15 protein-coding genes and 4 tRNA genes are annotated in these 22,707 nt (G+C 62.7%); 7 read left to right on the top strand and 12 right to left on the bottom strand.

Translation table 11 applies throughout. The annotated features are described in order from the left end of the window. Positions 1-118: 118 nt before the first annotated feature. From M1R55_RS11810 to M1R55_RS11775, 8 genes are all read right to left on the bottom strand, one after another. Positions 119-964 carry a PilW family protein gene (locus tag M1R55_RS11810; protein ID WP_249391955.1) on the bottom strand — a complete coding sequence of 282 codons (846 nt, stop codon included), beginning with the start codon at positions 962-964 and terminating at the stop codon, positions 119-121. Beyond that, the gene (locus M1R55_RS11805) at positions 961-1,452 is read right to left on the bottom strand and encodes a type II secretion system protein J (protein WP_249391954.1); all 492 of its coding nucleotides are present in this window, start codon (positions 1,450-1,452) and stop codon (positions 961-963) included. Before M1R55_RS11805 ends, M1R55_RS11810 begins: the two co-directional genes overlap by 4 nt. Continuing rightward, positions 1,436-1,924 carry a Tfp pilus assembly protein FimT/FimU gene (locus M1R55_RS11800; protein ID WP_249391953.1) on the bottom strand — a complete coding sequence of 163 codons (489 nt, stop codon included), beginning with the start codon at positions 1,922-1,924 and terminating at the stop codon, positions 1,436-1,438. Before M1R55_RS11800 ends, M1R55_RS11805 begins: the two co-directional genes overlap by 17 nt. Next, the gene (locus tag M1R55_RS11795) at positions 1,921-3,957 is read right to left on the bottom strand and encodes a DUF4900 domain-containing protein (RefSeq protein ID WP_249391952.1); all 2,037 of its coding nucleotides are present in this window, start codon (positions 3,955-3,957) and stop codon (positions 1,921-1,923) included. The genes M1R55_RS11800 and M1R55_RS11795 overlap by 4 nt, the downstream gene beginning before the upstream one ends. A gap of 443 nt (positions 3,958-4,400) precedes the next feature. Beyond that, a complete protein-coding gene (locus tag M1R55_RS11790) occupies positions 4,401-6,527 on the bottom strand; it encodes an ATP-dependent RecD-like DNA helicase (protein ID WP_249391951.1) in 2,127 nt (708 codons plus the stop codon). Positions 6,528-7,037: 510 nt separating this feature from the next. Beyond that, positions 7,038-8,900 carry a VWA domain-containing protein gene (locus M1R55_RS11785; RefSeq protein WP_249391950.1) on the bottom strand — a complete coding sequence of 621 codons (1,863 nt, stop codon included), beginning with the start codon at positions 8,898-8,900 and terminating at the stop codon, positions 7,038-7,040. A gap of 251 nt (positions 8,901-9,151) precedes the next feature. Then, a complete protein-coding gene (locus M1R55_RS11780) occupies positions 9,152-10,228 on the bottom strand; it encodes a DUF6745 domain-containing protein (protein ID WP_249391949.1) in 1,077 nt (358 codons plus the stop codon). Then, positions 10,228-10,593 (bottom strand): hypothetical protein, encoded by a 366-nt coding sequence (locus tag M1R55_RS11775; protein WP_249391948.1) that lies wholly within the window; start codon positions 10,591-10,593, stop codon positions 10,228-10,230. Before M1R55_RS11775 ends, M1R55_RS11780 begins: the two co-directional genes overlap by 1 nt. 245 nt (positions 10,594-10,838) lie before the next feature. On the opposite strand from M1R55_RS11775, the gene M1R55_RS11770 reads away from it, so the two are divergent. Together M1R55_RS11770 and M1R55_RS11765 are read left to right on the top strand one after the other, a co-directional pair. Further along, a complete protein-coding gene (locus M1R55_RS11770) occupies positions 10,839-12,017 on the top strand; it encodes an exonuclease SbcCD subunit D (RefSeq protein ID WP_249391947.1) in 1,179 nt (392 codons plus the stop codon). Next, positions 12,014-14,743 (top strand): AAA family ATPase, encoded by a 2,730-nt coding sequence (locus M1R55_RS11765; protein WP_249391946.1) that lies wholly within the window; start codon positions 12,014-12,016, stop codon positions 14,741-14,743. Before M1R55_RS11770 ends, M1R55_RS11765 begins: the two co-directional genes overlap by 4 nt. A 131-nt stretch (positions 14,744-14,874) precedes the next feature. Here M1R55_RS11765 and M1R55_RS11760 read toward each other — a convergent pair whose 3' ends face one another. The 3 genes from M1R55_RS11760 to M1R55_RS11750 all read right to left on the bottom strand — a co-directional run bounded on the left by M1R55_RS11760 (position 14,875) and on the right by M1R55_RS11750 (position 19,975). Beyond that, the gene (locus M1R55_RS11760; protein ID WP_249391945.1) at positions 14,875-15,912 is read right to left on the bottom strand and encodes a PIN/TRAM domain-containing protein; all 1,038 of its coding nucleotides are present in this window, start codon (positions 15,910-15,912) and stop codon (positions 14,875-14,877) included. A gap of 245 nt (positions 15,913-16,157) precedes the next feature. Beyond that, on the bottom strand, positions 16,158-18,032 hold the full coding sequence (locus M1R55_RS11755; protein WP_249391944.1) for an ABC transporter ATP-binding protein: 1,875 nt from the start codon (positions 18,030-18,032) through the stop codon (positions 16,158-16,160). After that, entirely contained in the window at positions 18,029-19,975 is a 1,947-nt protein-coding gene (locus M1R55_RS11750; protein WP_249391943.1) for an ABC transporter ATP-binding protein, read from the bottom strand. The genes M1R55_RS11755 and M1R55_RS11750 overlap by 4 nt, the downstream gene beginning before the upstream one ends. Before the next feature lie 510 nt (positions 19,976-20,485). Between M1R55_RS11750 and M1R55_RS11745 the strand changes: the two genes are divergently transcribed. From M1R55_RS11745 to tuf, 5 genes are all read left to right on the top strand, one after another. After that, positions 20,486-20,562 (top strand) — tRNA-Thr (locus tag M1R55_RS11745). Positions 20,563-20,613: 51 nt separating this feature from the next. Next, positions 20,614-20,699 (top strand) — tRNA-Tyr (locus M1R55_RS11740). A gap of 7 nt (positions 20,700-20,706) precedes the next feature. Further along, positions 20,707-20,779 (top strand) — tRNA-Gly (locus tag M1R55_RS11735). Positions 20,780-20,791: 12 nt separating this feature from the next. Next, a tRNA-Thr gene (locus M1R55_RS11730) sits at positions 20,792-20,866 on the top strand. Positions 20,867-21,062: 196 nt separating this feature from the next. Continuing rightward, complete coding sequence (tuf, locus tag M1R55_RS11725) at positions 21,063-22,280, top strand: elongation factor Tu (protein ID WP_249391942.1); 1,218 nt, start codon at positions 21,063-21,065, stop codon at positions 22,278-22,280. A 161-nt stretch (positions 22,281-22,441) separates the two neighbouring features. Here tuf and M1R55_RS11720 read toward each other — a convergent pair whose 3' ends face one another. Then, complete coding sequence (locus M1R55_RS11720; protein WP_249394198.1) at positions 22,442-22,705, bottom strand: acylphosphatase; 264 nt, start codon at positions 22,703-22,705, stop codon at positions 22,442-22,444. Positions 22,706-22,707: the final 2 nt, after the last annotated feature.

Here is a 22,707-nt window from a genome sequence, read left to right as displayed (position 1 = left end):
GCCCCCACCAACCGGAAATTGGGGGCCAAAGGGAAGGAACCAACAAAAAACCGGGGCGCTTGGCCTCCGGGATTTCAGGTTAGCACGCCCGGCGCGGCGGGGTAAGGCCGCTGACCTCTTACGGGGCCAAGCTGCCTAGGTTGCGTGGGAAGACCGTGACGGCCCGCACCGTATCGGTGACGGGAGTAGAAGCGCCGCGTCCGGGGAGGTGCAGGACACTGCCGCGCAGTTGCCGTGACAGGGCAAAATTCAGGGTCACTGAGACGGCTCCGGCAGTCTGGATGGTGGCTGGGGCCGGGCCATCCTGCTGAACAAACAGCGTGGGCGTGCCTGCCAAAGCCAGAGCGGTAGGCTGAAGATAATCCAGCAGCAAGCGGCCCTGCCCCCCAGCAGGCGGAGTGTATGCGGAACTCAGGGTGGACAGCAGAGGCGGCGTGTCATAGTTGGCGCGGTATTCGGCCAGTACCCAGCGGTTGCCGTTTTGCGGGTCTTGCCCCGGATCGTTGTAGGAAGTTGCGCCGCTGACCCAACCGCTGCGCAGAAGTGGGTAATAGGCATAAAACTTGTAACAACCGTCTTCATTGGAAGGGCAAGAAGCGGTCAAATCCTCAGGCGGCCTGATGAAGGCTAAGACTGGAGTGGCGTTGTCGCCTACCCGCCAAGACCCCGCTACGGGACGTTTGGGGGTATAACCGCTCCCCAAATTCAGGGTTGTGCCTTGGGGAAACACGTAGACCGCTTCGCGCACCTGTGCGGCCAAATAATTCTGTGCAATCTGCAATTCGGCCTGGAGTTCGTTGCGGTTTTGCAGGTCAGAGGCGGTTTTGGTGGACGAAGTGAACAGATTGAATGCGGTGGCCAAGACAAGCACAGCCAAGGCCATCCCGATGAGCAATTCGATCAAGGTGATGCCCTGAAGGTGGCGCTTGTGCACCCGCACAGGGTGACTTACGGGGGCATTCATGGGCGGGCCACATCCACACTCAGGTTGGAAACGGCTTTCCCGACCTTGACGACAACCTGAATCCGGCGCAGCGGGGGATCGTCGGCAGCCGTACCACACGTTGTTTTGAGTGCCGCCGTGGTGGTCACGCTTCCTTCTCGGTCTAGGCTCTGAACATTGACGGCAATGGGCGGCGTCATTTGGGGGATAGGCGCGGACACACAAGCTTGGCGGTAGCGTGCCCCACTGAGCCACTCGCCCCGGATCGTTTCCAGCGTGCGCTGGGCTACCTGGGTGGCGGCAATCTGCTGATCGCTGCGGCGGGTCATATTAAACAAACCGCTGAGCGGAGTTAGGATCACCAGCACGATAATGCTCAGGAGCATAATGCTGACCAACACTTCGATGATGGTGAATCCAGCCTGATGTCCAACCTTACAGGCAGAAAGTGCAGGCCCGCCAGTAAGCTGAGCAACAGGACTGTTTTCCTGTTTAGTCGCGGGAATCACTGAGAATCACCTTGCCCGTAATGCCGACGACCTTGATGTACAGGGGCGGTACCTGAGTTGCGCGGCTCCGCACTTCCCAAACCAAGCCGATGGTATCGACAGTGCCGAAAGGCGCACGGTAGATCACCTTGAGTGCGGTGGCAGACGACACGGCCTGCAACGTGACCCCACTGTCCAGGGTGCGTGTTTGAAGGGCACCGGGCCGAATCTGCGCCGTGTAGCTGCCTGTCCCGTTGATGATGGTGACTGGGCTGGGCAGACCCGTTTTCTGAGCATTGACGCGGGCCAGACGCAGGTCGGCCATCACTTCGGCGGCGGCGTTCCGAACTTCGGTGCGGCGCAACATGCCCATCAGACTGAAGCCCATCACACCGGAAAGAATGCCGATGATGGCGATGACCACCAACAGTTCCAGCAAGGTGAATCCTGACTGGGCGCGGGCTGAGCCGGGATGCATGGAGTGCCGATTCATGGCGCACCAGTACTGACCACATCGCCGCGCAGCCTCAGGCCAGTCAGTTCTTCGCTGACCAACACGCCGTTCACCATTTTTTCGCTTCTGAGGCCCACTGTCCAGCGGCGTTCGGTGGGGAAGGAAGGAGGAGCCATGCCGTCGTTCATGCGGGGGTCGTAGACAAAATTGCGCCCGTAGCCCCGGCCATCAGTGACGCCGAACGCGCCGTAATAGTTTTCGATGACGCCGCCCAACAGTTCGATGTTGCCCAACTCGAAACTGCTCGTTCTCACCGGTTCGTCATGGCCGCGCACCCGTACCGCGCCCTGACTCGCCATCATGACGGCGTGCATCCGGGCGTTGGCAGGCAAAGAGGCGCAGGTGCCAAACCCATTCGGGCATGAGGCTGGGCTGACCAGTTCGATGTCGCCGCCGGAGGAATAGAGGCCCAGCATGTTGCGGGCCGTGAGGTCGCCGCAGGTGGCAGGCGTGACAGTGCCGTTGCTGTTGCGCACATGGCCCCCAGTGCAGGGCGGGCTGGCGTAGGTCAGGCTGCTGGTCACGGCCACATTGCCTGTCGTAGCCAATGTCAGGCCCGCAAAAGCCGCGATACTGGGTTCGGACGGAGTGGCGTCGGCAGCTGGCCCGCCGTTGAGGTTCTGAACGTTGCCACTGACCGTCAGGACGCCGTTGAACACCGCCGCCACGCCGCCGGGGTTGGCCGAGATGACACCAAGAGCGTTGCGCTTGGTGGGCTGCCAAGTGCCGTCTGAAGCCTGAATCAGCAATTTATTGTCGGGGCCGTAAGCCAGGCGGGTCGTCACGCCATTTTGGGTGTAGCTGATGAGTTGCCGAACCTGTCCCAACACTTGACCCTGACGCAGTTGCAACTCGGATACGTCGCCACTGAGGGCCAGCCCGCCCTGAACGGCCACCCCCTCTTGCTCCTGATTGGTGGTGGGCAGCTCCACGTATTCGTGATCCCAAGTCACGCTGCTGCCAAATTGTGGTGCATGGCATTGGGTATCGGCTCCACACACGACAGGCGCATTGATGGGCGCGAATTCAATTTGAGGCGTCAGCAGCGCATTGTCTCCGAAGAAGCCGCCCGGCTGGAGAGACTGGGTACACCCGGCCACATTTGCGACCAGACCAATGCCCAACTGAGGACAGCCCGCAGAACTGACGCTGCCTCCAAACCAGAGCTTTCCCTCAAACAAGAAGTGCTGATTGGTGTGCACTGGCCCACTGAACATGGTGAGGTCTGTAAAAGTGACCCGCTCTCCAATAGCTTCATCGTCAGAATTCGAGAAATGATGGTTGGTAAGCAGGGCGTAACGGGAGAAAGGTTTGCGTGAAATCAGCAAAAAACCTTCCGGCTGCGCGGCGCGGGCCAGAAGGTTCTGACTGGTGGCTCCCACCTGACCCTTGACCCGCAAGTCCGGCACTTTGAAGTAAAAGCGGTAGGTACTCTCTTGAATGCGCTCGACCTTCAGGGGTTGTAAGCCGAACCGGGCGGCGTAGGTAGCGTCCTGACCGCCTGCGTACTGCGTCCCCTGTTGGCCCGAAAACAAATCAGACCAAAACTGAGACCGGACAGAGGAGTTGGCTTCGGCAATCCCTTCGGCCCCAAACGCACCTTCACTCATTGACCGAACCAAAAACTGTGTGCGGGCATTGACGCCGCTGGCCACGCGCCCTAGACCCTGTGAGATAGGGAATGTACAAAGGTTGGCCTTGCCACTGAACAGGGGCAGGCTCGACAGACCGCACAGGGCCGCCATATCGGACTCTACGGAACTGTTGAGCACAGTCGTATCGAGCGCCGAGACTCTGAGGAGTCTGGATATCAGATCCAGTTGAGACTGCACACGGGACACGCCCGATTCGGCGGCGTATCTGGCTTGCAAGATGGTTTGCTGATCCACACTCGATCGGCGGGCCGAGACCGTGACCTGTGCAGTAAGCACCATCGTCATAGCCAAGACCAGCATGACCATTAGGAGCGACACGATCAGCGTCGCACCTTGAGTTCGGGGGAAGTTCTGCATACAAGACCAGTATGAAGAATAAATGTTAAGAATCTTACCCCTTCTTGGGGGAACTTAAGAAATTCTACATTTGAGTGTGGTGAGCTAGGCATGAGCACAGGTTGAGTCATTGGGCTGCCTCAACTTTAGTTTGGTTGCGTATTTATCTGAAAAATCTCACCTGTTGCTGTATCAGACGCATTTCCTCTTGTTTGGCAATGACTCCGAACAAGCCAGAACAGAGACTGACTCAAAATCTAAATTCTCAGGCTCCGGCCACGCCAACTAGACAGGCCACAGGATGCCAGACTTGACCGAGGGACTCATATCAGTGCTCTGAATTCCCGCACACTCGTTCATCTCCTTGTTGCACGTCCAGAACGCGTAGCCCGGAGTTGCTTTTCCTTCCCGCTCCGCTCGAATTGAGGGCCAAAGTGTACAGCTCCAATCGGAATCAGGCCCACTTAACGTGCCTTGACCCGCTCCAGCAGCGCCGTATAGCGTTCTTCACGCTGCCGGGTCGCAGCCTTTTGCCACGCCGACGCGGTGCCCGCTGCGTAAAACCGCTCACGGGCGCGGGTGAGGGCGGTGTAGACCAGATTGCGGCTGAGCATGGGCATATGCGCCTCGTGCAGCACGCCCAGCACGGTATGCCACTCGCTGCCCTGTGCCCGGTGAACCGTGAGGGCGTAGCCCAGTTGCAGGTTGAACAGTTCCGCACCCGCCAGTTCTACGATGTTGCCGTCAAAATCCACCGTCAGGCGGCCCCCTTCAGCTTTCAGGGCCGTCCCCACCGTGCCGTTGAACACTTCGTTGGTGTAGTCGTTTTTGGTCTGCACCACCATGTCGCCGGGCCGCGCTTCGCCTTCGGCAATGCGGATGCCGCCCTCGCCAGGATTGAACAGGCTCTGGAGTTGCTGATTGAGCATATCTACGCCCAGCGGCCCCTTTCTCATGGGGGTCAGCACCTGCACCTGACCGGGGCCGCCCAATTCGCGCACCATCAGGGCCACGCGGCGGGCACCGCCATCGGTGTCGGTGAGGGTGAGGGCCAGCCGGGGGTCGCCCCATTCCGGCGCTTGCCCGTGCAGCAGGCCGTGTGCCGCACGGATAATCGGGTTTTCGGCGGCCTGACGGTACACGGTACTGAGGCGCACGGTGGGAGCCACACTCGCCAGCGTGAGCAGGGGCAACCCCGCGTCTACGGGCGGCAACTGGTCGGTGTCGCCCACCAGCAGCACCCGCGCTCCGGGCGGCACGGCGGCCAGGAGGGACAGCATCAGCGCGTCGCCACACATGCTGACCTCATCCACGATCAGAAGGTCGTAGGGGGCGGGTTCCAGGTGATTGTGCCGGAAGCCCTGCGGCCCGAAGCCCAGCAGGCGGTGAATGGTGCTGGCGCTGCGGCCCGTGACCTCTCCCAGACGCCGGGCAGCCTTACCAGTGGGCGCACAGAGTCCCACTTCCAGTCCCAGTTTCTCGGCCAAATCCGCGACGGCGCGGGTGGTGGTGCTTTTGCCGGTGCCGGGGCCGCCTGTCAGGACAACCAATCGCTGTTCTTCCAGCAGGTGGAGCACGCGGGCTTGTTCCTCGCTGAGGCCCTTATCGGCTCCGGCGGGCACCATCCAGTCGTCGGCGGGCGGCGTGGCGAGCAGCGTGCGAATCAGGCTCGCCAGTTTCTTTTCGGCCCGCAAGACATGGGGCAGATAGATACGGCTCTTGTCTCCTGCGTCGTCTTGGCCCTTGAGCAGCGGCGGCGTGTCGTCGGACAGTCGGCCCAGTTCCACGGCGGTATCTACGGCAATGCTGGCCTGCGCCGCCGACACGCGGGTGTAATGCGCCACACCCCGTTCGGCCCGGATGCGCGGCAGGTAGGAATGCCCGCCCTGCTGCGCGGCCTGCTGGAGGGCGTACACGGCGGCGGCGGTGAGGCGGCGGGCGTCGTCGTGCGGCATGCCGAGTGCCGTCGCCAGCTTGTCGGCGGTCAGAAAGCCGATGCCTTCCACTTCGGTCAGGGCGTACAGGTCGGTGGTCAGGCGCTCCAGGGCCACTTCTCCAAAATGTTTGACGGCCCGCTGCGCCTGCGAAATACTGAGCCCGAGGCCCTGCAACCCCGCCAGCAAGCGCCGCTCCAGCCCTTGCTGAGACCAACTCGACACCATTTTATGCAGCGTGCTCTGGGTCACGCCCGGCACTTGCAACAGCTTTTGCGGGTCGCTTTCCAGAATGTCGAAGGTGGCGGGGCCGAACATCCGGGCAATCCGGGCGGCCAGCACCTTGCCCACGCCGCCCACACGGGCTTCCAGGTAGGCCGCGATGCCCGCTTCGGTCAGGTCGGCGGGCGTGGCTTCCAGAACCATGTTCAGGACGCGGTATTGATAGCCGTACTCGCGGTGTTCCTCCATCACCACTTCGGCGCTGAAGGTATCTCCGGCCTCCAGCGGGGCCATCACGCCGATCACGGTGGCATCGGGGTCTTCGCCATCGGTGTTACGGATGGTGGCGGTCATAACCGTAAAGCCCGTGTCGGAGCGGAAGCGCACCCGGTTGACACTGCCCGTGACGCGCACGGTTTCGAGGGCGTTGGTCATGGCTGGCCCACGCTGAAGTGACTGTGCACACGCCGGACAGCAAGCAAATTGAAGAAGGCGGGCGCATCGACCATAGACCTACAGAATACGCCCCCAGCGGAATGACTGCGGGTCTTGGTGGGGAGTGGTAGGTGGGAAAGCATGGGACAACTCCTGTCGGTAGGGGGACGGAACCGGGCCAAAAGCTCTGGCCTATGGGTCATGAAGACTTGTTCTGATAAAGCTCGTCGCCTTGGGGATACGGAAGGGCAGAAGAAGGCGGCCAGCACGCGCTTGGCTGACCGCTGTTTGAGATGGGGGTGGGGCGGCTTGGTTACTGGGCGACCCCCTCTGCTTCGCAGCTCTGCGAGTCCCACAAGAGGCGAGGGCAAAAGGCAAGTGCAGAGAGGTTGGGTGTTGCTCCCTCTCCCCTGACTGGAGCAGCCCGAAGGAAGGGGGAGTGAGCGCAGAGATTGCCCACCCTCCTTAGACCCTTAGACCTGCCCCAGCAAACTCAGCCTCCTCATACCCTCAGCTCGGCTGCACCAACCGCCGAATCTCCCCCGACGCGATATATGATTTCCCGTCCGGCGCGGTGTTCACTTCATCCACCACGTACAGCAATCCATCTTCCCGAATGCTGCGGGGAAAACGCATGTTCCAGTCGGGCTCAAAGCCGTCCTGCACCACGCGGGCACGCAGCTTGCTGCCTTCTTTCACGCACTGCACCAGAATTCCGCCGCTGGACGTATCGGTGGTTTCCAGATCGGTGGCGGTTTTGGCGGCCTTGGTCACGCCGCTGCTGGCGCTGCTGCGGCGACCTTGCCCGCCTCCGCCGATGCTGAGACCCTGAAGCGGATCGCTCTCGCCGGGGCGCACCACACGCTGAATCTCTCCGGTGACGCGGTAAAAGCTGCCGTCAGCGCTGGTCTCCAGCCCACCCACAACGTACCGCGCTCCATCGGCCCGCAGCGCACGCGGAAACTGCACGTTCATGCCCGAATCAAAACCATCCGACACCGCCTTGACGCGCAATCTTCCGCCGTCACGGACGCACAGCAGTTCTACGCCGCCTGCCGAATCTGCCACCACAGGCAGGGCCAGCACCGCCGTATCCACCGTGACGCCGCGTCCCTGCAAATCGGCGCGGCCCCGGCCCAAGCCCTGAAACGACTGGTCTCGCAATTCCTTGCGGCTGTCGTTGTCGAAACGGCGCGAGGCGATTCGGCCCGCGTAGTGTTCCAGTTGCTCCAGTTCCTCAGCAATCTCGAAGTGTTCTTGCAGCCCAGCGCTATTCAGATCGCGGATCAGGCCGCGCAGCACGGCTTCGGCTTCGGCGGCGTTGCCGTTGTCAGCCAGTTCCACGGCGCGTTCCTTGGCGCGGGCAATTCTCAGGCGGGCCAGATCCAGCGTCACACTGACATCGGTGGTGAAATTGGCCCCCAATGGCGCGGCCAACGCCTGCACCTGCACGGTTCCACTGAGGCTCCCAATGGCCCCGTCGCGCACGGCATCGGCCCGGAAGGTCAGGCTCAGCAAGCTGTGTGTGCCGCCGCCCAGCGCAGGCAGATTCAGCGTGACTCCCAGCAACTTGTCTTCGTCCTCGTACATGTCGCCCAGATCGAAGGTGAGCGGGTCGGAGCCGGGTTTATAGAGGCTCAGCACGTCGGCCACCGTGACGCCCGGCGCAGGCGTCAGCGTGACCGTCAGGTTCTGTGCGGCTACAGCTTTCAGCGTTTGCAGCTCTATGCCGAACACGTCGGCGGCGTCGTCGGCAGACTGGATGAAATAGAAATTCCCGCCAGCAGCGCGGGCCATGCCGATCAGGAGGTCTTCGTTGAAGCCGCTGCCGAAGCCGAGGGTGGTCGTGGTCACGCCCGCTTCGGCTTTTTGCGCCGCCGTTTTGGTCAGGATGCCTGTGTTCTGGACGCCCACGTTGGCCTGGCCGTCGGTCAGCAGCAGTACTCGGCTGACCACCTGCGGCCCCGCCTGCGCCGCCACCAGTTCCACGCCCCGCAACCAACCGCCCGACAGGTTGGTCAGGCCGCCCGCCCGGATGCTGGCAATCTTGGCTTTCAGCGCCGCTTTGTCGGTCACATTGGTGGGCGCGATCAGCGTTTCTACAGCGTCGTCATACGTCACTACGCTCAGGGTGTCGCCTGCGTCCAGTCCGTCAACCACGTTCTGCGCGGCCCGGATGGCGTGCTTGAGCAGGCTGCCGCCCATGCTGCCGCTGCGGTCTATCACCAACGCCAAGTTCAGTGGCCGCCGCGCCGCCTGCGTTTGGGGCAGGCGCAACCGCACGAGCAGGTCAGTGGGCGCGGCGTTGCCCTCTATCAGATGCGATTGGCCAAACGAATAGGAAACCTGCATAGCATCGGTGTTCTGGGTCATGGCTTACCTCTGGGACTGTGTTTTTAAGAATGGGGGCTTTGGGGTTTGAACGGTGCTTTAGGGAACAATTTAGAGCAGCAGTTGAGGCGGCGGGGCAAGAAACTGCCCAGCTCGGCACTGCAAGGGGTTTAGGTTTTGTTGAGGTGGGAGGTTCTGTCGGGGCCGTGTGGGGCGTCTAAGGGTCTAAGCGAGAGCAAGAGCTTCAACCAGAGTTAGAATCCTTTCTTAGACCCTCAGACGCTTTTCCCTTTCTACGTTTCCCGCACAGGCTGATAGTCGTCCGGTTCCAGCCCCGCCGTCCACGCCACCGCCGCCGCGCAGGTGCGGATATGGGGCGGCACACGCAGGGCGTAGCGTCCGCCTGTGCTGGGGCAGCGCACCAACACCGCCACCAACGGCTCATCGTTGTCAAACGGCACATGCACCAACTGGCGTTCGCCGCCCGCATCGCGGTCACGGTGCAGGATCAGACCGCCCACATCTTGCAAAAAGCGATCCAGGCCAATGCGGTCAAGCAGCACGCGGCGGCGTTGGGCGTTGCGGGTATTCAGGACTTCGTGGCCGGTCAGGGTGTCGGGGGCGAAGGCAAAGCGGGCATCCACCGGAACGCCGCTCCAGCGCAGGCCCGCACGGATGCTGGGGGGCAGCGCAGTCAGGCCACTACCCGCCAATTCCAGCGTCTGGGTGATATGGGCATCGGGATGAAGGGCTGCCAGAGCCGCGCACCCACTGACATCCAGATGCGCCACACTGACGCCCCCACCCAATACACGTAAATCCCGGCATCCGGCGAGACTGAGGCGGGTGGCACGCAAGTCAGCACTCAGCACACGCACGCCGCTGCCGTTCAGGTTGATGCTGTCTCGAACGCCCAGGCGGCCATCAATTTCGTGCAGCGCAAGCGTACGGCGAGCACTCAGGCGTTCGGCGTGCAGGTCGGTGGGCAGGGCCGAGAGGTTGGGGCAGTCGTCCACGGTCAGTACCGTGCAGCGCAGCCAGTCGGGCAGGGCACGCAGCCACGCCGCGCCGCTGAGGTTCAGGGGGCCGGAGACGGTCAACGCCGCAGGCACCGGGCCGCGCCGCAGCAATTCGCGGGCCTCGTCGGGGGTGACAGTTCGGGGCGTGGCCGTTTGGGGTGTGGCAGGGGCGATAGGCGGCAGGCTGGGGTAGCGCACCGGAACACGCGGCCCACTCTGGGACGTGTCCAGAGGCACAGGCTGGGGCAAAGCGGCGGAAGCCTTCGCAGGCGCAACAGTCGGAGCTTCCGGCTCCCGCTCCGGCTTCTGGGGTCTGGCGATGACCCGTCCGCCGCTCTGCACCCGGAACATCAGTCCAGCACCGTGCGGACGCTGCCGGGCGTGTATTCGCGCTGCTGCCAGACCCGGTACCAGCCCGTCGGCAGGCGAATCGGGCCGTGTTCCTCATGCGTCAGAGTGGCGTGCGGGGCGGTCACGTGCAGATATTGATCGGCGGCCACGGTGTTACTCGCCACGATGTTACCTGCCACATCGTCGCCTGTGCGCTGCGTTCCGAGTGCGTACAACTGCGCCGCGCCCACTTCCGCGATGCGGTGGCTGTGGCCCGTGACCTCGCCGTAAGCCAGAGTCAGGTGCGGTTGCTGGCGCAGGGGCAGGCTGGGCCGTTGGGCGGCTTGCAGCAATACGTCTCCGTGACGATATAAGGGTGCAGGCATAGGGAAGACCTCCTGGAGTTGACGTGCAGAGCGGCGGAAATCGGAAGCGTGAGCGAGGTTTCTATTACGCTACCAGCATAATCTTTTGGGAAGAGTCTGTCAAATGCAGGGGCGGGTGAAGTGAAGGTGCTGGGCCATAACCACGCTGCTCCTCAATCCCACTAGGGGTAAGAAAACAGACTCTCTCCAGACTGCCACCACACTTCCACTCTGTTCTGGGGCTGCCCCGTGCTATTTTTTCCGCTATGCGCGTACTACACACGGCGGACTTCCACGCGGGACGGAACCTGCGGGGCTTTGACCGCACGCCGGAAATACATGAGGCACTGACCGAAATTGCCGCGCTGGCCCGCACAGAACGCGCCGACGCCGTGCTGGTGGCAGGCGACCTGTTCGATACGGCCAACCCGTCTGCCGATGCCGAGGCCGCCGTCTTCGATTTCTTCTTGCAACTGCGCGACGCGGGCATTCCCGGAATAGTCATCGCGGGCAACCACGACAGCGCGGCGCGGCTGGATTCGGTGGCAGGATTGCTCGGCTGGGTGGGCATTGGGGTGGTGGCGCAACCCACGACCAACCCGGCGAATATGGTACGCACGCTGGAACTGAAGAACGGCGAGAAATTGACGGTGGGCGCTCTCCCCTATCTATCCGAGCGCCGATTGGTGAAGGCCGCTGACCTGATGGGCGGCGACGTGGGCGCGTGGCGGCAAAAATACCGCGAGGGCATGGGCTTTTTTCTGCGGCGCCTGGGCGAGGGCTTTCGCGGAGACAGCGTAAATATGCTGATGGCGCACGCCACGATGGACGGCGCGAAACCCAGCGGCAGCGAGCGCAGCCTGCAATTCGACCTCACCAACAGCTACACCCTGTCGGGCCTGCAACTGCCACCGGGGGCACAGTATGTGGCGCTGGGGCACGTGCACAAGCCGCAGCAGGTGTCCGACGCACCGCTGGCCTGCTATCCGGGCAGCATCATTCAGCTGGATTTTGGTGAGGGTGGCGAGAAAAAACAGGTGAATCTGGTGGAGGTAGAGGCCGGACGCCCCGCCCGCGTACACGCCCTGCCGCTGGCGAGTGGGCGCGAGTTGCGAACCCTGCGCGTGGATGTGGATCAGCTGGAGTCGCGCTTGGAAGCCCTGAAAGGCTTTACGGGGCTGCTGAAAGTGGTGGTGCGTGCCCCTGCCGGAACCACTCTGCCGGGCCTGAAAGACCGCGTGCTGAGGCTGGCTCCCAATGCGCTGGCCGTTGACCTGGACGCCGCGCAGGAGGATCTGGCTCTCCCAGAATTGAAGCGCGAAGGCCTGAGCCTGACCGAGCTGTACGAGCGCTACTGGCGCGAAAAACGCGGCGAGTTGCCCGACGACCTGCGGGCCGCCTTCAAGGACGCCGACGAGCGGGCGCGGATAGAGGTAGAAGCGTGAGGCCGATTCATCTTGAATTACAGGGCTTCACCGCTTTCCGCCAGTTCACCGAACTGAACTTTGACGATCTGGAATTGTTCGCCATCGTGGGATCGACGGGCAGCGGCAAATCCAGCCTGCTGGACGCCATGACCTTTGCCCTTTACGGCTCTACGGAGCGGCTAGGAGCCAGTGGTCTAGATGCCCTGATCACCACTGGAGAGCGCGGCCTGAGCGTCAGCCTGACCTTCGAGGCGGGGGGGCAGGTGTACCGCGCCGCCCGCACCAAGGGCCGCAAGCAGGCCGAAAACGACGTGCGGCTGGAGCGCCAAGACGAGGACGGGCGCTGGACGGGCCTGAACGACGGCGGCAAGCGGGGCATAGACGAACGGATTCGGCAGGCTGTGGGACTGGATGCCAAGACCTTTGCCCGCAGCGTGATGCTGCCACAGGGCGAATTTGCCCGCCTCCTCCACGGCAGCAGCAAAGAACGCCAAAACATGCTGGGCGAACTGACGGGCCTCCATCATGTGCAGGCCATGCAAAAGGTGGCGTCCGATCAGGCCAAGGAACTGAAATACCGCGCCGATAGTGACCAGAAGGTGCTGGCGAACGAATACGAGGGCGTGACGGCTGAGGCTGTGGCCGCCCTGCACGCCGAGCGCGAACGCCTGAGCGCCGAGGCCGAGCGCCTGACCGACACGCTGGAGAACTTGCGGGCCAGACAGACCCGCCTGCGCGACACCGAGCGTGTGTGGCTGGCCCGCGAGGACACCCGCCGCCGCCTGACCACCTTGCAGGCCCGCACTGGCAGCATTCTGGACGGCGCACAACGGGCCGCGCAGGCCCGCCGTGTGGCAGGTGTGGAACCGCTGCTGGATGCCGCGCAACGTGCCCGAATTGCCCACGAAAGGGAAGCGGCTACCCTGGCCCGCGCCGCGACTCAGGCCGAAGTGGTGGCCCGTGCCGTGCAAACCGCACAGACCGCCCTGGACGCCGCACAGAAGGCCGAAAATACGATTCCTGAATTGGAAGCCCGCGCCGAGGCCCTGCGTGAAGCCGAGGCCGACGCCGCCCGCCTGCGCCGCGCTGGGGGCACGGTTCAGACCACGCACCCCGCGCCCCTGCTCTGGGATGAAGACGCCCACCACGCCGCCCGCGAATCGGCACAGAAGTTGGAAAAGCTGAAGGGGGAGCGGGTGCAGATTGAGGCTCAGAAAGCCGCGCTGCACGCAGACCGCGAGCGCCAGAACACCGAAACTGCGCAGCTTAAGAAGCTGACCGATGAACAGGAACGGGTGATGCGGGAAGGGCAGGAAGCCAAAACTGCATCGGAACGCGCCGACGCTGCCCTGAAAACCGCCCAGATCGAGGCCGGGGCCGCTGCCTACCGCACTCATCTGCACGCGGGCGAGCCCTGCCCGCTGTGCCTGCAACAGGTGGAACACGTCCCGCCCGCCTCCAATCTGGATTTGGGCAAGCTGGAGCAGGAAGCGTCGGCCCTGAAAACCAATCTGGAAGGCCGCCGTCTGCGCTACAAGGAAATCGGGCTGGAACTGGCGACGCTGCGGAAATCGGTAGACGCCCGCACCGACGCGCTGAGGGACTGGGAGGCGCAGATCGGGCAGCGCGAACTGGATCTGCGCGAGTTGGAAAGCCATATCACGGGCGACCCACAGACCGAAGCCCTGCGCCTGCTGGCGGGACTGGCGGCGCGGGTGCGGGAGGCGGGGGCAGACCCGGCCAAACTACGCAAGCAGGCGCTGGACGGTGTGGCCGCCATTCGCAAACGGGTGCAGGACGCCGCCGCCGCCTTGGCGCGTGCCCAGAGCGACGATGCCGGAGCGCAGGCCACGCTGCAAAGCGCACAGGCTGCTGCCACCACCCGTGCCCGCGAGCAAAGTGACGCTGGAGCCGCCCTGAATGCCGCCCTGACCGTGCTGGGATTGGACGCCGCTCAGGCCCGTGCCGCCGCCCTGCCCGAAGCCGATATCGCCGCGCTGGAGGAGGCCGCACGCACGCACACGGCGCAGGTGTCTCAGCTAGCCGAGAACCTGAAGGAACTGGAGCGGCAACTGGGCGTGGCCCCCTTCGACCCGGCAGAACTGGGCCAGGTCACCCGCGACCTGACCGCCACCGACGCCGCTCTAACAGCCGCCCGCGAATTGGCCGGGCAACTGCGCGAGCAACAACGCACCGCGCAGGAACGGCTGGAGCGCAAGGCCGAAATAGAACGCCGCGCTGCGCTCTTGGCCGCCCAGCACGACACCTGGAAAATGCTGACCAACAGCCTACGGGCCGATGAATTCCAGCAATTCCTGCTGGCCGAGGTGGAGGCTCAACTGCTGACGCGGGCGGGCATCCTGCTGCATTCCATCAGCGACGGGCGCTACCGCCTCGCGCTGGCCGACGGCGAATACGTGGTGCAAGACCTCTGGAACGCGGGAGAGGCCAGGGGCGTCAAAACCCTGTCAGGCGGCGAAACGTTCCTGGCCAGCCTGAGTCTGGCGATTGCCCTCAGCGACTACCTGGCGGGCAACAAGATTCTGGGCGCGTTGTTCCTCGACGAGGGCTTCGGCACGCTTGACCCGCAAGCCCTGGAGGCTGTGGCAGGCGCACTAGAGAATCTAAGAACGCAGGGCCGCATGGTGGGTGTGGTCACGCACGTGGAAAGCCTGTCGGAGCGCCTGCCGAGCCGTCTGCTAGTGACCAAAAGTGTGGCGGGGAGCAGCGTCCAGAGGTTTTAGAAGCTGTTGGTGGTGGGTGGGAAAACATAAAAGATGGGGCCATGAATTCAACTCAAGGCCCCTGTTCTTTGTTTTCCTCATTTCTGCTTTTGACCTTCCCACTCACTACTGATCACTTACCACTCACAGTTTTAAGCTGCGTCCCCGTTCCCGTCTTTCTCCGCCCGCGCAAAAATCATGCGGCCCACGTTGGTCTGCACATTGTTGATGACCTGCACGCGGGTGGGCTTGCCCCGGTATTTCATGCCGTCTTCCACGACCACCATCGTGCCGTCGTCCATGTAAGCCACGCCTTGGCCCTGCTGCTGGCCGCCCTTGGTGATGGTCACGGTCAGGTGGTCTCCGGTCTGCACCTGGGGCTTGAGGGCCACTGCCGCCTCATGGATACTCAGGACTTCCAGGCCGTGCAGCTTGGCAATTTTGCGGAGGTTGCCATCGTTGGTCAGCAGTTTGCCACCTGTGTCGCGGGCCAGCCGAATCAGCTTGTCGTCCACGGTGGTCAGCGCGGCGTCGTCCCAGTCCTCGACCCGGATCGGCTGAATCTCGCGGAGTTCCTCCAACACGCTCAGGCCGCGTTTGCCCCGCGTGCGCTTTTGGGGGTCGGCGTTGTCGGCCAGCACTTGCAGTTCGCGCAGAATAAAGCTTGGCACCACCAGCTCGCCCTCCAGAAATCCGGCGCGGGCCAGTTCCAAAACGCGCCCGTCGATGATCACGTTGGTATCCAGGATTTTGCTGCCCGGCTTGCGGCGCACCGAGGGGAAGGCAAAGGCTCCGAAGGCTTCGGCGTGCTGGGTGGCAAAAGAAACGAAGAAGGCCGCCAGCACCAGCGTCACGCCCACATTCCAGATCCAACTGTAAAAGGGCAGACCCCGCAGCAAGTTGCCCAACAGCACGCTCAGCAGCAGGGCCACAATCAGGCCGAAAGTGGCAGCGGCCACGGTGCGCGGCGAGAGCTTTTCGTACCAGCGGCCCAGCGCCGAAAGCCAGCGCCCGGCCAGCTTTTCCCCGCGCGGCGCGAGCAAAAAGCCCGTCAGTGCGCCAGCCATCATCAGGCTCAGGGTATTGACCAATGCCAATCCTTCGCCCACGCTGCGGCCAGACAGCACCATTCCTATGACCCACCCCGCCAGCAGGCCCAATCCTATAATCAACAAACGAAACGCCAGCATTATCATCCAGTGTACTCGTTTGCCCTGTCCAGACACCCGCTCTTGCCTCTCAATTCGGGCCATGAGGTGGAAACAGCAGGGGCAGCAGAGTGCTTAGGCAACGGCAAAACCCTTGAAAGTGGCTCTGTCGCGCACTATTGCTGGTGTATTAGCCAACGCTACAGTCAGCAAAGAGGATCAGCAGAACGGGTGGCAAAAAGAGAGGCCGGAGCGTTGGCCCCAGCCTCTCTCCATAAATTCTGGTGTCAGTCTGCCGCGTCGCCCTGCGCGTACTGAAGGCGGTGCAGGCGGGCGTAGTAGCCACCCTTTTGCAACAACTCGCGGTGGCTGCCCTGCTCCACAATGCGGCCCTTTCTCATCACCACGATCCGGTCACAGCCCTCGATGGTGCTGAGGCGGTGGGCAATGATGATAGAGGTTCGGCCCAGCATGACCTTTTGAAGTGCGTGCTGGATGCGGAGTTCGGTTTCGGTATCCACGTTGGCGGTGGCCTCGTCCAGTACCAGCAGGATGTCGGGGTTCTGGATCAGGGCGCGGGCGAAGGCCAGCAGTTGCTTTTGCCCGGTGCTGAGGGTCGCGCCGCGCTCGCGCACTTCGGTCTGGTAGCCTTCCGGCAAACTCAGGATGTAGTCGTGAACGCCCACGTACTGGCAGGCTTCCACCACGCGCTCATGCGAAATATCGGGGCTGTTGAGGGTCAGGTTGCCCTCGATGGTTCCGGCAAACAGGAACACGTCCTGCAATACCACGCCCACATGCCGCCGCAGATCGTACTGGGCCAGGTCGCGCACGTCTTCGCCGTCTACTTTCACTGCGCCGCGCTGCACGTCGTAAAAGCGGCTGACCAGGGCCGTGACACTGGTTTTGCCCGCGCCTGTGGCCCCCACCAGCGCCACGCTTTCGCCGGGCTGAATGTGCAGGTCGATACCGCGCAAGATCCAGCGGTCATCGGTGGCGGGTGTATCGGCGGTCACGGTCTGGTCGTAGGAGAACCACACGCCCTCGAAGGACACGCTGCCCTCGAAGTTGTTCAGGGCTTTGGCGTCCGGCTTGTCGGCCACCTCTTCCTCGGTGTCCAGCACGCCAAAAATGCGTTCGCTGGAGGCCATCGCCGCTTGCAGGTTGTTGAACACATCGGCCAAGTCCTGAATCGGCTGGAACAGTTGCTGCGTCCACTGCACAAAAGCGTAGAGCGTGCCGATGGTGAAGGCTCCGGCGGCCACGCTACCCGCCACGTTGTTGCCCAAAATGTTGCGCGAGGCGAAATACAGCACCAGCGCCACCGCCACCTGCCCCAGCACGGCCACCACAGGCATGAACAGCGAAAACCACTTGACCGAATTCACGTTGGCGGTCAGGAGGGAACGGTTGGACTGGTCGAAATCCAGCGCCGAGCGGTTCTCGCGGCCAAAGAGCTGCACCGTCAGCATCCCAGTGATGTTCTCGTTCAGCTTGGTGTTCACGATGGCCTGCTGGGTGCGGGTCATGCGGAAGGCGTCGCGGAGTCTGGCCCGGAAGAAGTTGGTGGCAAAGTACAGGATGGGCAGCACTGTGAACGAGATCAGGGCCAGTTGCCAGTTCACGCGCAGCATGATAATCACGTAGGCCACGATCAGGAACGTACTCTGGATCAGGCTGACCAACCCGCCCGTAATGAACTGATTGATGGCGTCCACATCGCTGGTGACGCGGGTAATCAGGCGGCCCACCGGGTTCTGGTCGAAGTAGGCCAGATGCAGGCGCTGCAATTTGGTGAACACGTCGCCCCGGATATCGCGCAGCACATTCTGGCCGAGGTAGCCGATAGCGAGCGTAAAGGCGTAGGTGAGGCAGAATTCCACCACTTTCAGGGCCATATAGCCCAGCGCGGCCACCATCAGACCCCGGTAGAGGGTCTCAGTGGTCAGCGTCCGGTCACGCTCGAAGGGCACGAGGTAGGTGTCGATGGCGTGGCGCTGAATCAGGGCGAACATGGGTTGGGCCACCGCGATCAGCAGGGCCAACACCACGCCCGCCACCACCAGCGGCACATACGGCTTCAGATACACGAAGATTCGGCGCGTCAGTTGGGCATCGAAGCCCTTTTGGAAGGCGTCGCCGGATTGGTCGGGGGCGGTCATTTGGTCACCTGCTCTTTGGTTGGTACTGCGGTGGTTTGGGGGACTTCTACTTTAGACAGACTGGAAGCTGACATCTGGCCCGTTTCCAGCAGGTTGGCGGCCTCGTCGGGCGTGGCGATGGCGTCGTCGTCGCTGTCCAGATCGGTGGCGAGGCTTTGCAGGCGTTCCAGTTCGGCGTAGTGGCCGCCCGCTGCCAACAGCCCTTCGTGCGTGCCCTGCTCCACGACGCGGCCCGCTTCCAGCACCACGATCTGGTCAGCGTGGCGCAGAGTGCTGACGCGGTGGGCAATGACAATTACGGTGCGCCCGGCGCTGACTTCACGCAGGCCGTCCAGAATCTTGCGTTCGGTTTCGGTGTCTACGGCACTCAAGGAGTCGTCCAGAATCAGAATGCGCGGCTCGCGCACCAACGCACGGGCAATGGCGGTGCGCTGGCGTTGGCCGCCCGACAGCGTGACGCCGCGTTCACCCAACATAGTGTCGTAGCCCGCCGGAAAGCCCTCTATGTCGCCGTCCAGCCCGGCCAACCGCGCCGCATTCCGCACGCGGGCGGGGTCGGGCATCTGGGGAATATCGGGGGTCGGGGGCGCGCCCACCACGCTGATTCCGGTGGGCACGCGGGGCAGGTCGCGGTTGCCGAGGCCAAAGCCGATGTTGTTGGCAATGGTGTCGCTGAACAGGAAGGGTTCCTGCGGCACGATGCTGATGGCGTCGCGCAGGGTATTCAGGGGAACAATCCGCACGTCTTGGCCGTCCATCCTGACCACACCCGAAGTCGGATCCATTGAGCGGGTGATCAGTTGCGCCAGCAGGGTTTTGCCGCTTCCAGTGGGGCCGGTGATGCCCAGAAAGGTTCCGGCGGGAATGGTCAAATTGATGTTCTCCAGCACGCGGGCGTTGCCGTAGTTCAGGCTTACGTTGTCGAAAGCCACGTCGCCCAACAGGTCGCGGATTCGGGTGTTGGTACGGTTGCGGTCATCGTTTACCAGCGGGCGGGCGTCCAGCATCTCGCGCAGACGCAGCCACGAGGCCAGCCCGCGCTGCGTGACCCCGGTGATCCAGCCCACCATCAGCATGGGCCACGCGAGGCGCTCCAGCGTGCCCACGAACTGCACGAACATGCCCACCGTGAAGGTGCCGTCGTTGGTCGGACTCAGGATCAGGCGGCCCCCCACCAGCAGAATCAATCCGAAGGCCAGCCCGATCAGCAGGCTGGCAAAGGAACGGAGCGGGCCTTCCACCTTGGTCAGGTCGATGTTGCGGCGCAGCAACTCCAGGTTCATGGCCCTGTAGTCGGCGATCTCGCGGTCTTCAATGGCGTACCCCTTGACCACCCGCGCCCCGCTGAAGTTTTCCTGTGCCTTGGCAGCGATCAGACTGTTTTGCTCCTGCGCCAGTCGGTGCCGCTTGCTGATCTGGCGAGCCAGATAAAACAGCACCCCTACGATGATGGGCAACACGGCGATCACGATCAGGGTCAGTTGCCAGCTCAGGCCGAACATCACCGCGAAGGCAGTAATAAAGCCCGACACGATGTTCACGATCTGCCACGCACCGAAGCCCAACATCTCGCGCACGGCGCTCAGGTCGCCGGTCAGGCGGTTCATCAGGTCGCCCGTTTTGGCGCGGTCGTAGTAGTGCTTGTCCAGCGTTTGCAGGTGGGCAAACAGGTCGCGCCGGATCTCGTACTCGGTCTGGCGCGAGGCCACCACGATCATGCGGCGCATCAGCAGCATAAAGCCGCCCGCAGTCAGGGCTGCGAGCACGATGCCCAGTGCGTACAGGCCCGCCGTCGCCAGTGTGATGCCCGCCGTGTCGGGGTTGGTGTCACTTTGCCCGGTCAGACCGTCGATGGTGAGGCGAATAAAGTAGTAGGGCAAGAGATTGACGCTATTGGCAACGATAACGGCCAGCAAGCCGATGACGTACTGCCGCGTATGCATTCTCAGGTACGGCGCCAGGGTTCTTAAACTTTCCAAGGGATACCTCGTGGGGGTCAGGACTGTGCAGCGACATCAGGCAAGACCGAAGCAATGGGCGAGAAACGAAAGAAGGGACACCTCAGGGGTCGGGGCCAGTTGCGGCCCGAACACCTCGCAAGAGCGCCAGCATACGCCTAAGCGCGCAGGGTGAAATGCGCGTTATGGCGCATCCGGATCTGTATGAACTTCTGCTTCAGAACTGCTGAGCGCCCTTCCTCTACATCGCCTGCCCGCCTCCGCCTACGGCATGACCAACCAGCCTGTCACGGCAGGGGCACACACGGACACCCCTGATTGCGGGCAGCAAAGCGCAGCTGACCACGGCCCGACCAGTTCTGGGGCATTCAGTGGGGCCGTGTTGACACCTTTGGGGGGTGGTGCTACCATTCACAACCGGAAGAGAACGCGCAGGCGGGAACCTTCCATGCTCAAGGAAACCGCTTTTTCGGCTTTCCGGCGCAGGCTCAAGGTGCCACTCTAGCTCAATCTGGTAGAGCACCCGACTTGTAATCGGAAGGTTGGGAGTTCGATTCTCCTGGGTGGCTCCAGATTCTACGAAACCACGCGTAGAATAGCAGTAAACGGGCCAAAACTGGGCTGGGTAGGTGGCCGAGTGGTTAAAGGCGACAGACTGTAAATCTGTTCACGTAAGTGTACGGCGGTTCGAATCCGCCCCTGCCCACCACAAGGACGCGGGAATAGCTCAGTTGGTAGAGCGTCAGCTTCCCAAGCTGAATGTCGCGAGTTCAAGTCTCGTTTCCCGCTTACTTTTTCTTTGCTCTTGTAGCTCAGTGGTAGAGCACTCCCTTGGTAAGGGAGAGGTCGTCAGTTCAATCCTGACCAAGAGCTCCAACCTGAAAACGCGGCCTGCGACGAGTGGGCCGCGTTTCCTCTAGTCTCCACTCCAGTTTCACCCACCTATTTCGCCCTCTCTTCAGCACGGCAGGCTTGCTCTACCCCACCGGGGCGTGGGCCTGTAAACTTGGAAGGCTTGCCCGCCGCCCGCAGCGATATACGGGGCCGGGTAACCCACCTAGGAGGATTCATCATGGCAAAGGGAACGTTTGAGCGCACGAAGCCCCACGTGAACGTGGGCACGATTGGACACGTCGACCACGGCAAAACCACGCTGACGGCGGCGATCACCTTCACGGCAGCGTCGGCTGATCCGAGCATCGAGACCCAGCGCTACGACCAGATCGACAAGGCCCCCGAAGAAAAGGCCCGTGGCATCACTATCAACACCGCCCACGTCGAGTACAACACCGCGGCGCGCCACTACAGCCACGTCGACTGCCCCGGGCACGCCGACTACGTCAAAAACATGATCACGGGCGCGGCGCAGATGGACGGCGCGATCCTGGTCGTCAGCTCCGCTGACGGCCCGATGCCCCAGACCCGCGAGCACATCCTGCTGGCCAAGCAAGTCGGTGTGCCCCACATCGTCGTGTTCATGAACAAGGTCGATATGGTCGACGACGAAGAGTTGCTCGAACTCGTGGAAATGGAAGTGCGCGAGCTGCTCTCCAAGTACGAGTTCCCTGGCGACGACCTGCCCGTGATCAAAGGCAGCGCCCTGCAGGCGCTCGACGCCCTGGTCGCCAACCCCAAGATGGAGCGCGGCACCAACAAATGGGTCGACTACATCTGGGAACTCCTGGACGCGGTGGACAGCTACATCCCCACCCCTGAGCGCGACACCGACAAAGCCTTCCTGATGCCCGTCGAAGACGTGTTTACCATCACCGGACGCGGCACTGTCGCCACCGGCCGTGTGGAGCGCGGGATCGTCAAGGTTCAGGACGATGTCGAAATCATCGGCCTGCGCGACACCAAGAAGACCACGGTTACCGGTATCGAAATGCACCGCAAGTTGCTCGACTCCGGCATGGCCGGCGACAACGTCGGCGTGTTGCTGCGTGGTGTGGCCCGGGATGACGTCGAGCGCGGTCAAGTGTTGGCCAAGCCCGGCAGCATCAAGCCCCACACCAAGTTCGAAGCCAGCGTCTACATCCTGTCCAAGGATGAAGGGGGCCGTCACAGCGCGTTCTTCGGTGGCTACCGCCCCCAGTTCTACTTCCGCACCACGGACGTGACCGGTGTGGTGGAACTCGCCGAAGGCGTGGAAATGGTGATGCCCGGCGATAACGTGACCTTCGTGGTCGAACTGATCAAGCCCATCGCCATGGAAGAAGGCCTGCGCTTCGCCATCCGCGAAGGTGGACGTACCGTCGGTGCCGGCGTCGTCGCTAAGGTTCTGGAGTAAGGACCAGCACAAGCTAAGCTCCTGAATTCGGGAGCTTGAAAGGGAGAGAGGGCCGGTGTGCCTTCTCTCCCTTTTTTCCTTGAGGTTGGAAGGTAACCCCCTTGTTGCTGACGCGGGCCAACCTCCTTGAGGGGAGGACAGATCAGATTGCGACTTGCTGCCTAGTACACGTGGAAATCCCGTAGCCCGGTGGCCTCGCTGTATTGGGTCTGGACTTCACGCACTCTGGCATGGGGCGGCCCCCGGTGAAGCCAGTGCAGCAGGCGGTCAAGGTCGGCCTGGTCGCCTTCTGCAATCACTTCTACCTGTCCGTCGGTCAGGTTTTCGGCGTAGCCTTGAAGCTTGAGGTCGCGGGCGTATCGCTGCACAAAACGGCGGTAGCCCACGCCCTGAACGGTTCCGGTGACAAGAGCGGTTAGGCGCATAT

It is taken from the genome of Deinococcus sp. QL22 (assembly GCF_023370075.1).
GTDB lineage: Bacteria > Deinococcota > Deinococci > Deinococcales > Deinococcaceae > Deinococcus.
Note: the sequence above shows the minus strand (reverse complement) of the source record. Positions and strands in the feature narration are given on the sequence as shown.

Coding starts and splice junctions, on each gene's coding strand:
- M1R55_RS11810 (WP_249391955.1), bottom strand. CDS start 964: ATGAATGCCCCCGTAAGTCACCCTGTGCGGGTGCACAAGCGCCACCTT.
- M1R55_RS11800 (WP_249391953.1), bottom strand. CDS start 1,924: ATGAATCGGCACTCCATGCATCCCGGCTCAGCCCGCGCCCAGTCAGGA.
- M1R55_RS11795 (WP_249391952.1), bottom strand. CDS start 3,957: ATGCAGAACTTCCCCCGAACTCAAGGTGCGACGCTGATCGTGTCGCTC.
- M1R55_RS11790 (WP_249391951.1), bottom strand. CDS start 6,527: ATGACCAACGCCCTCGAAACCGTGCGCGTCACGGGCAGTGTCAACCGG.
- M1R55_RS11785 (WP_249391950.1), bottom strand. CDS start 8,900: ATGACCCAGAACACCGATGCTATGCAGGTTTCCTATTCGTTTGGCCAA.
- M1R55_RS11780 (WP_249391949.1), bottom strand. CDS start 10,228: ATGTTCCGGGTGCAGAGCGGCGGACGGGTCATCGCCAGACCCCAGAAG.
- M1R55_RS11775 (WP_249391948.1), bottom strand. CDS start 10,593: ATGCCTGCACCCTTATATCGTCACGGAGACGTATTGCTGCAAGCCGCC.
- M1R55_RS11770 (WP_249391947.1), top strand. CDS start 10,839: ATGCGCGTACTACACACGGCGGACTTCCACGCGGGACGGAACCTGCGG.
- M1R55_RS11760 (WP_249391945.1), bottom strand. CDS start 15,912: ATGCTGGCGTTTCGTTTGTTGATTATAGGATTGGGCCTGCTGGCGGGG.
- M1R55_RS11755 (WP_249391944.1), bottom strand. CDS start 18,032: ATGACCGCCCCCGACCAATCCGGCGACGCCTTCCAAAAGGGCTTCGAT.
- M1R55_RS11750 (WP_249391943.1), bottom strand. CDS start 19,975: ATGCATACGCGGCAGTACGTCATCGGCTTGCTGGCCGTTATCGTTGCC.
- tuf (WP_249391942.1), top strand. CDS start 21,063: ATGGCAAAGGGAACGTTTGAGCGCACGAAGCCCCACGTGAACGTGGGC.
- M1R55_RS11720 (WP_249394198.1), bottom strand. CDS start 22,705: ATGCGCCTAACCGCTCTTGTCACCGGAACCGTTCAGGGCGTGGGCTAC.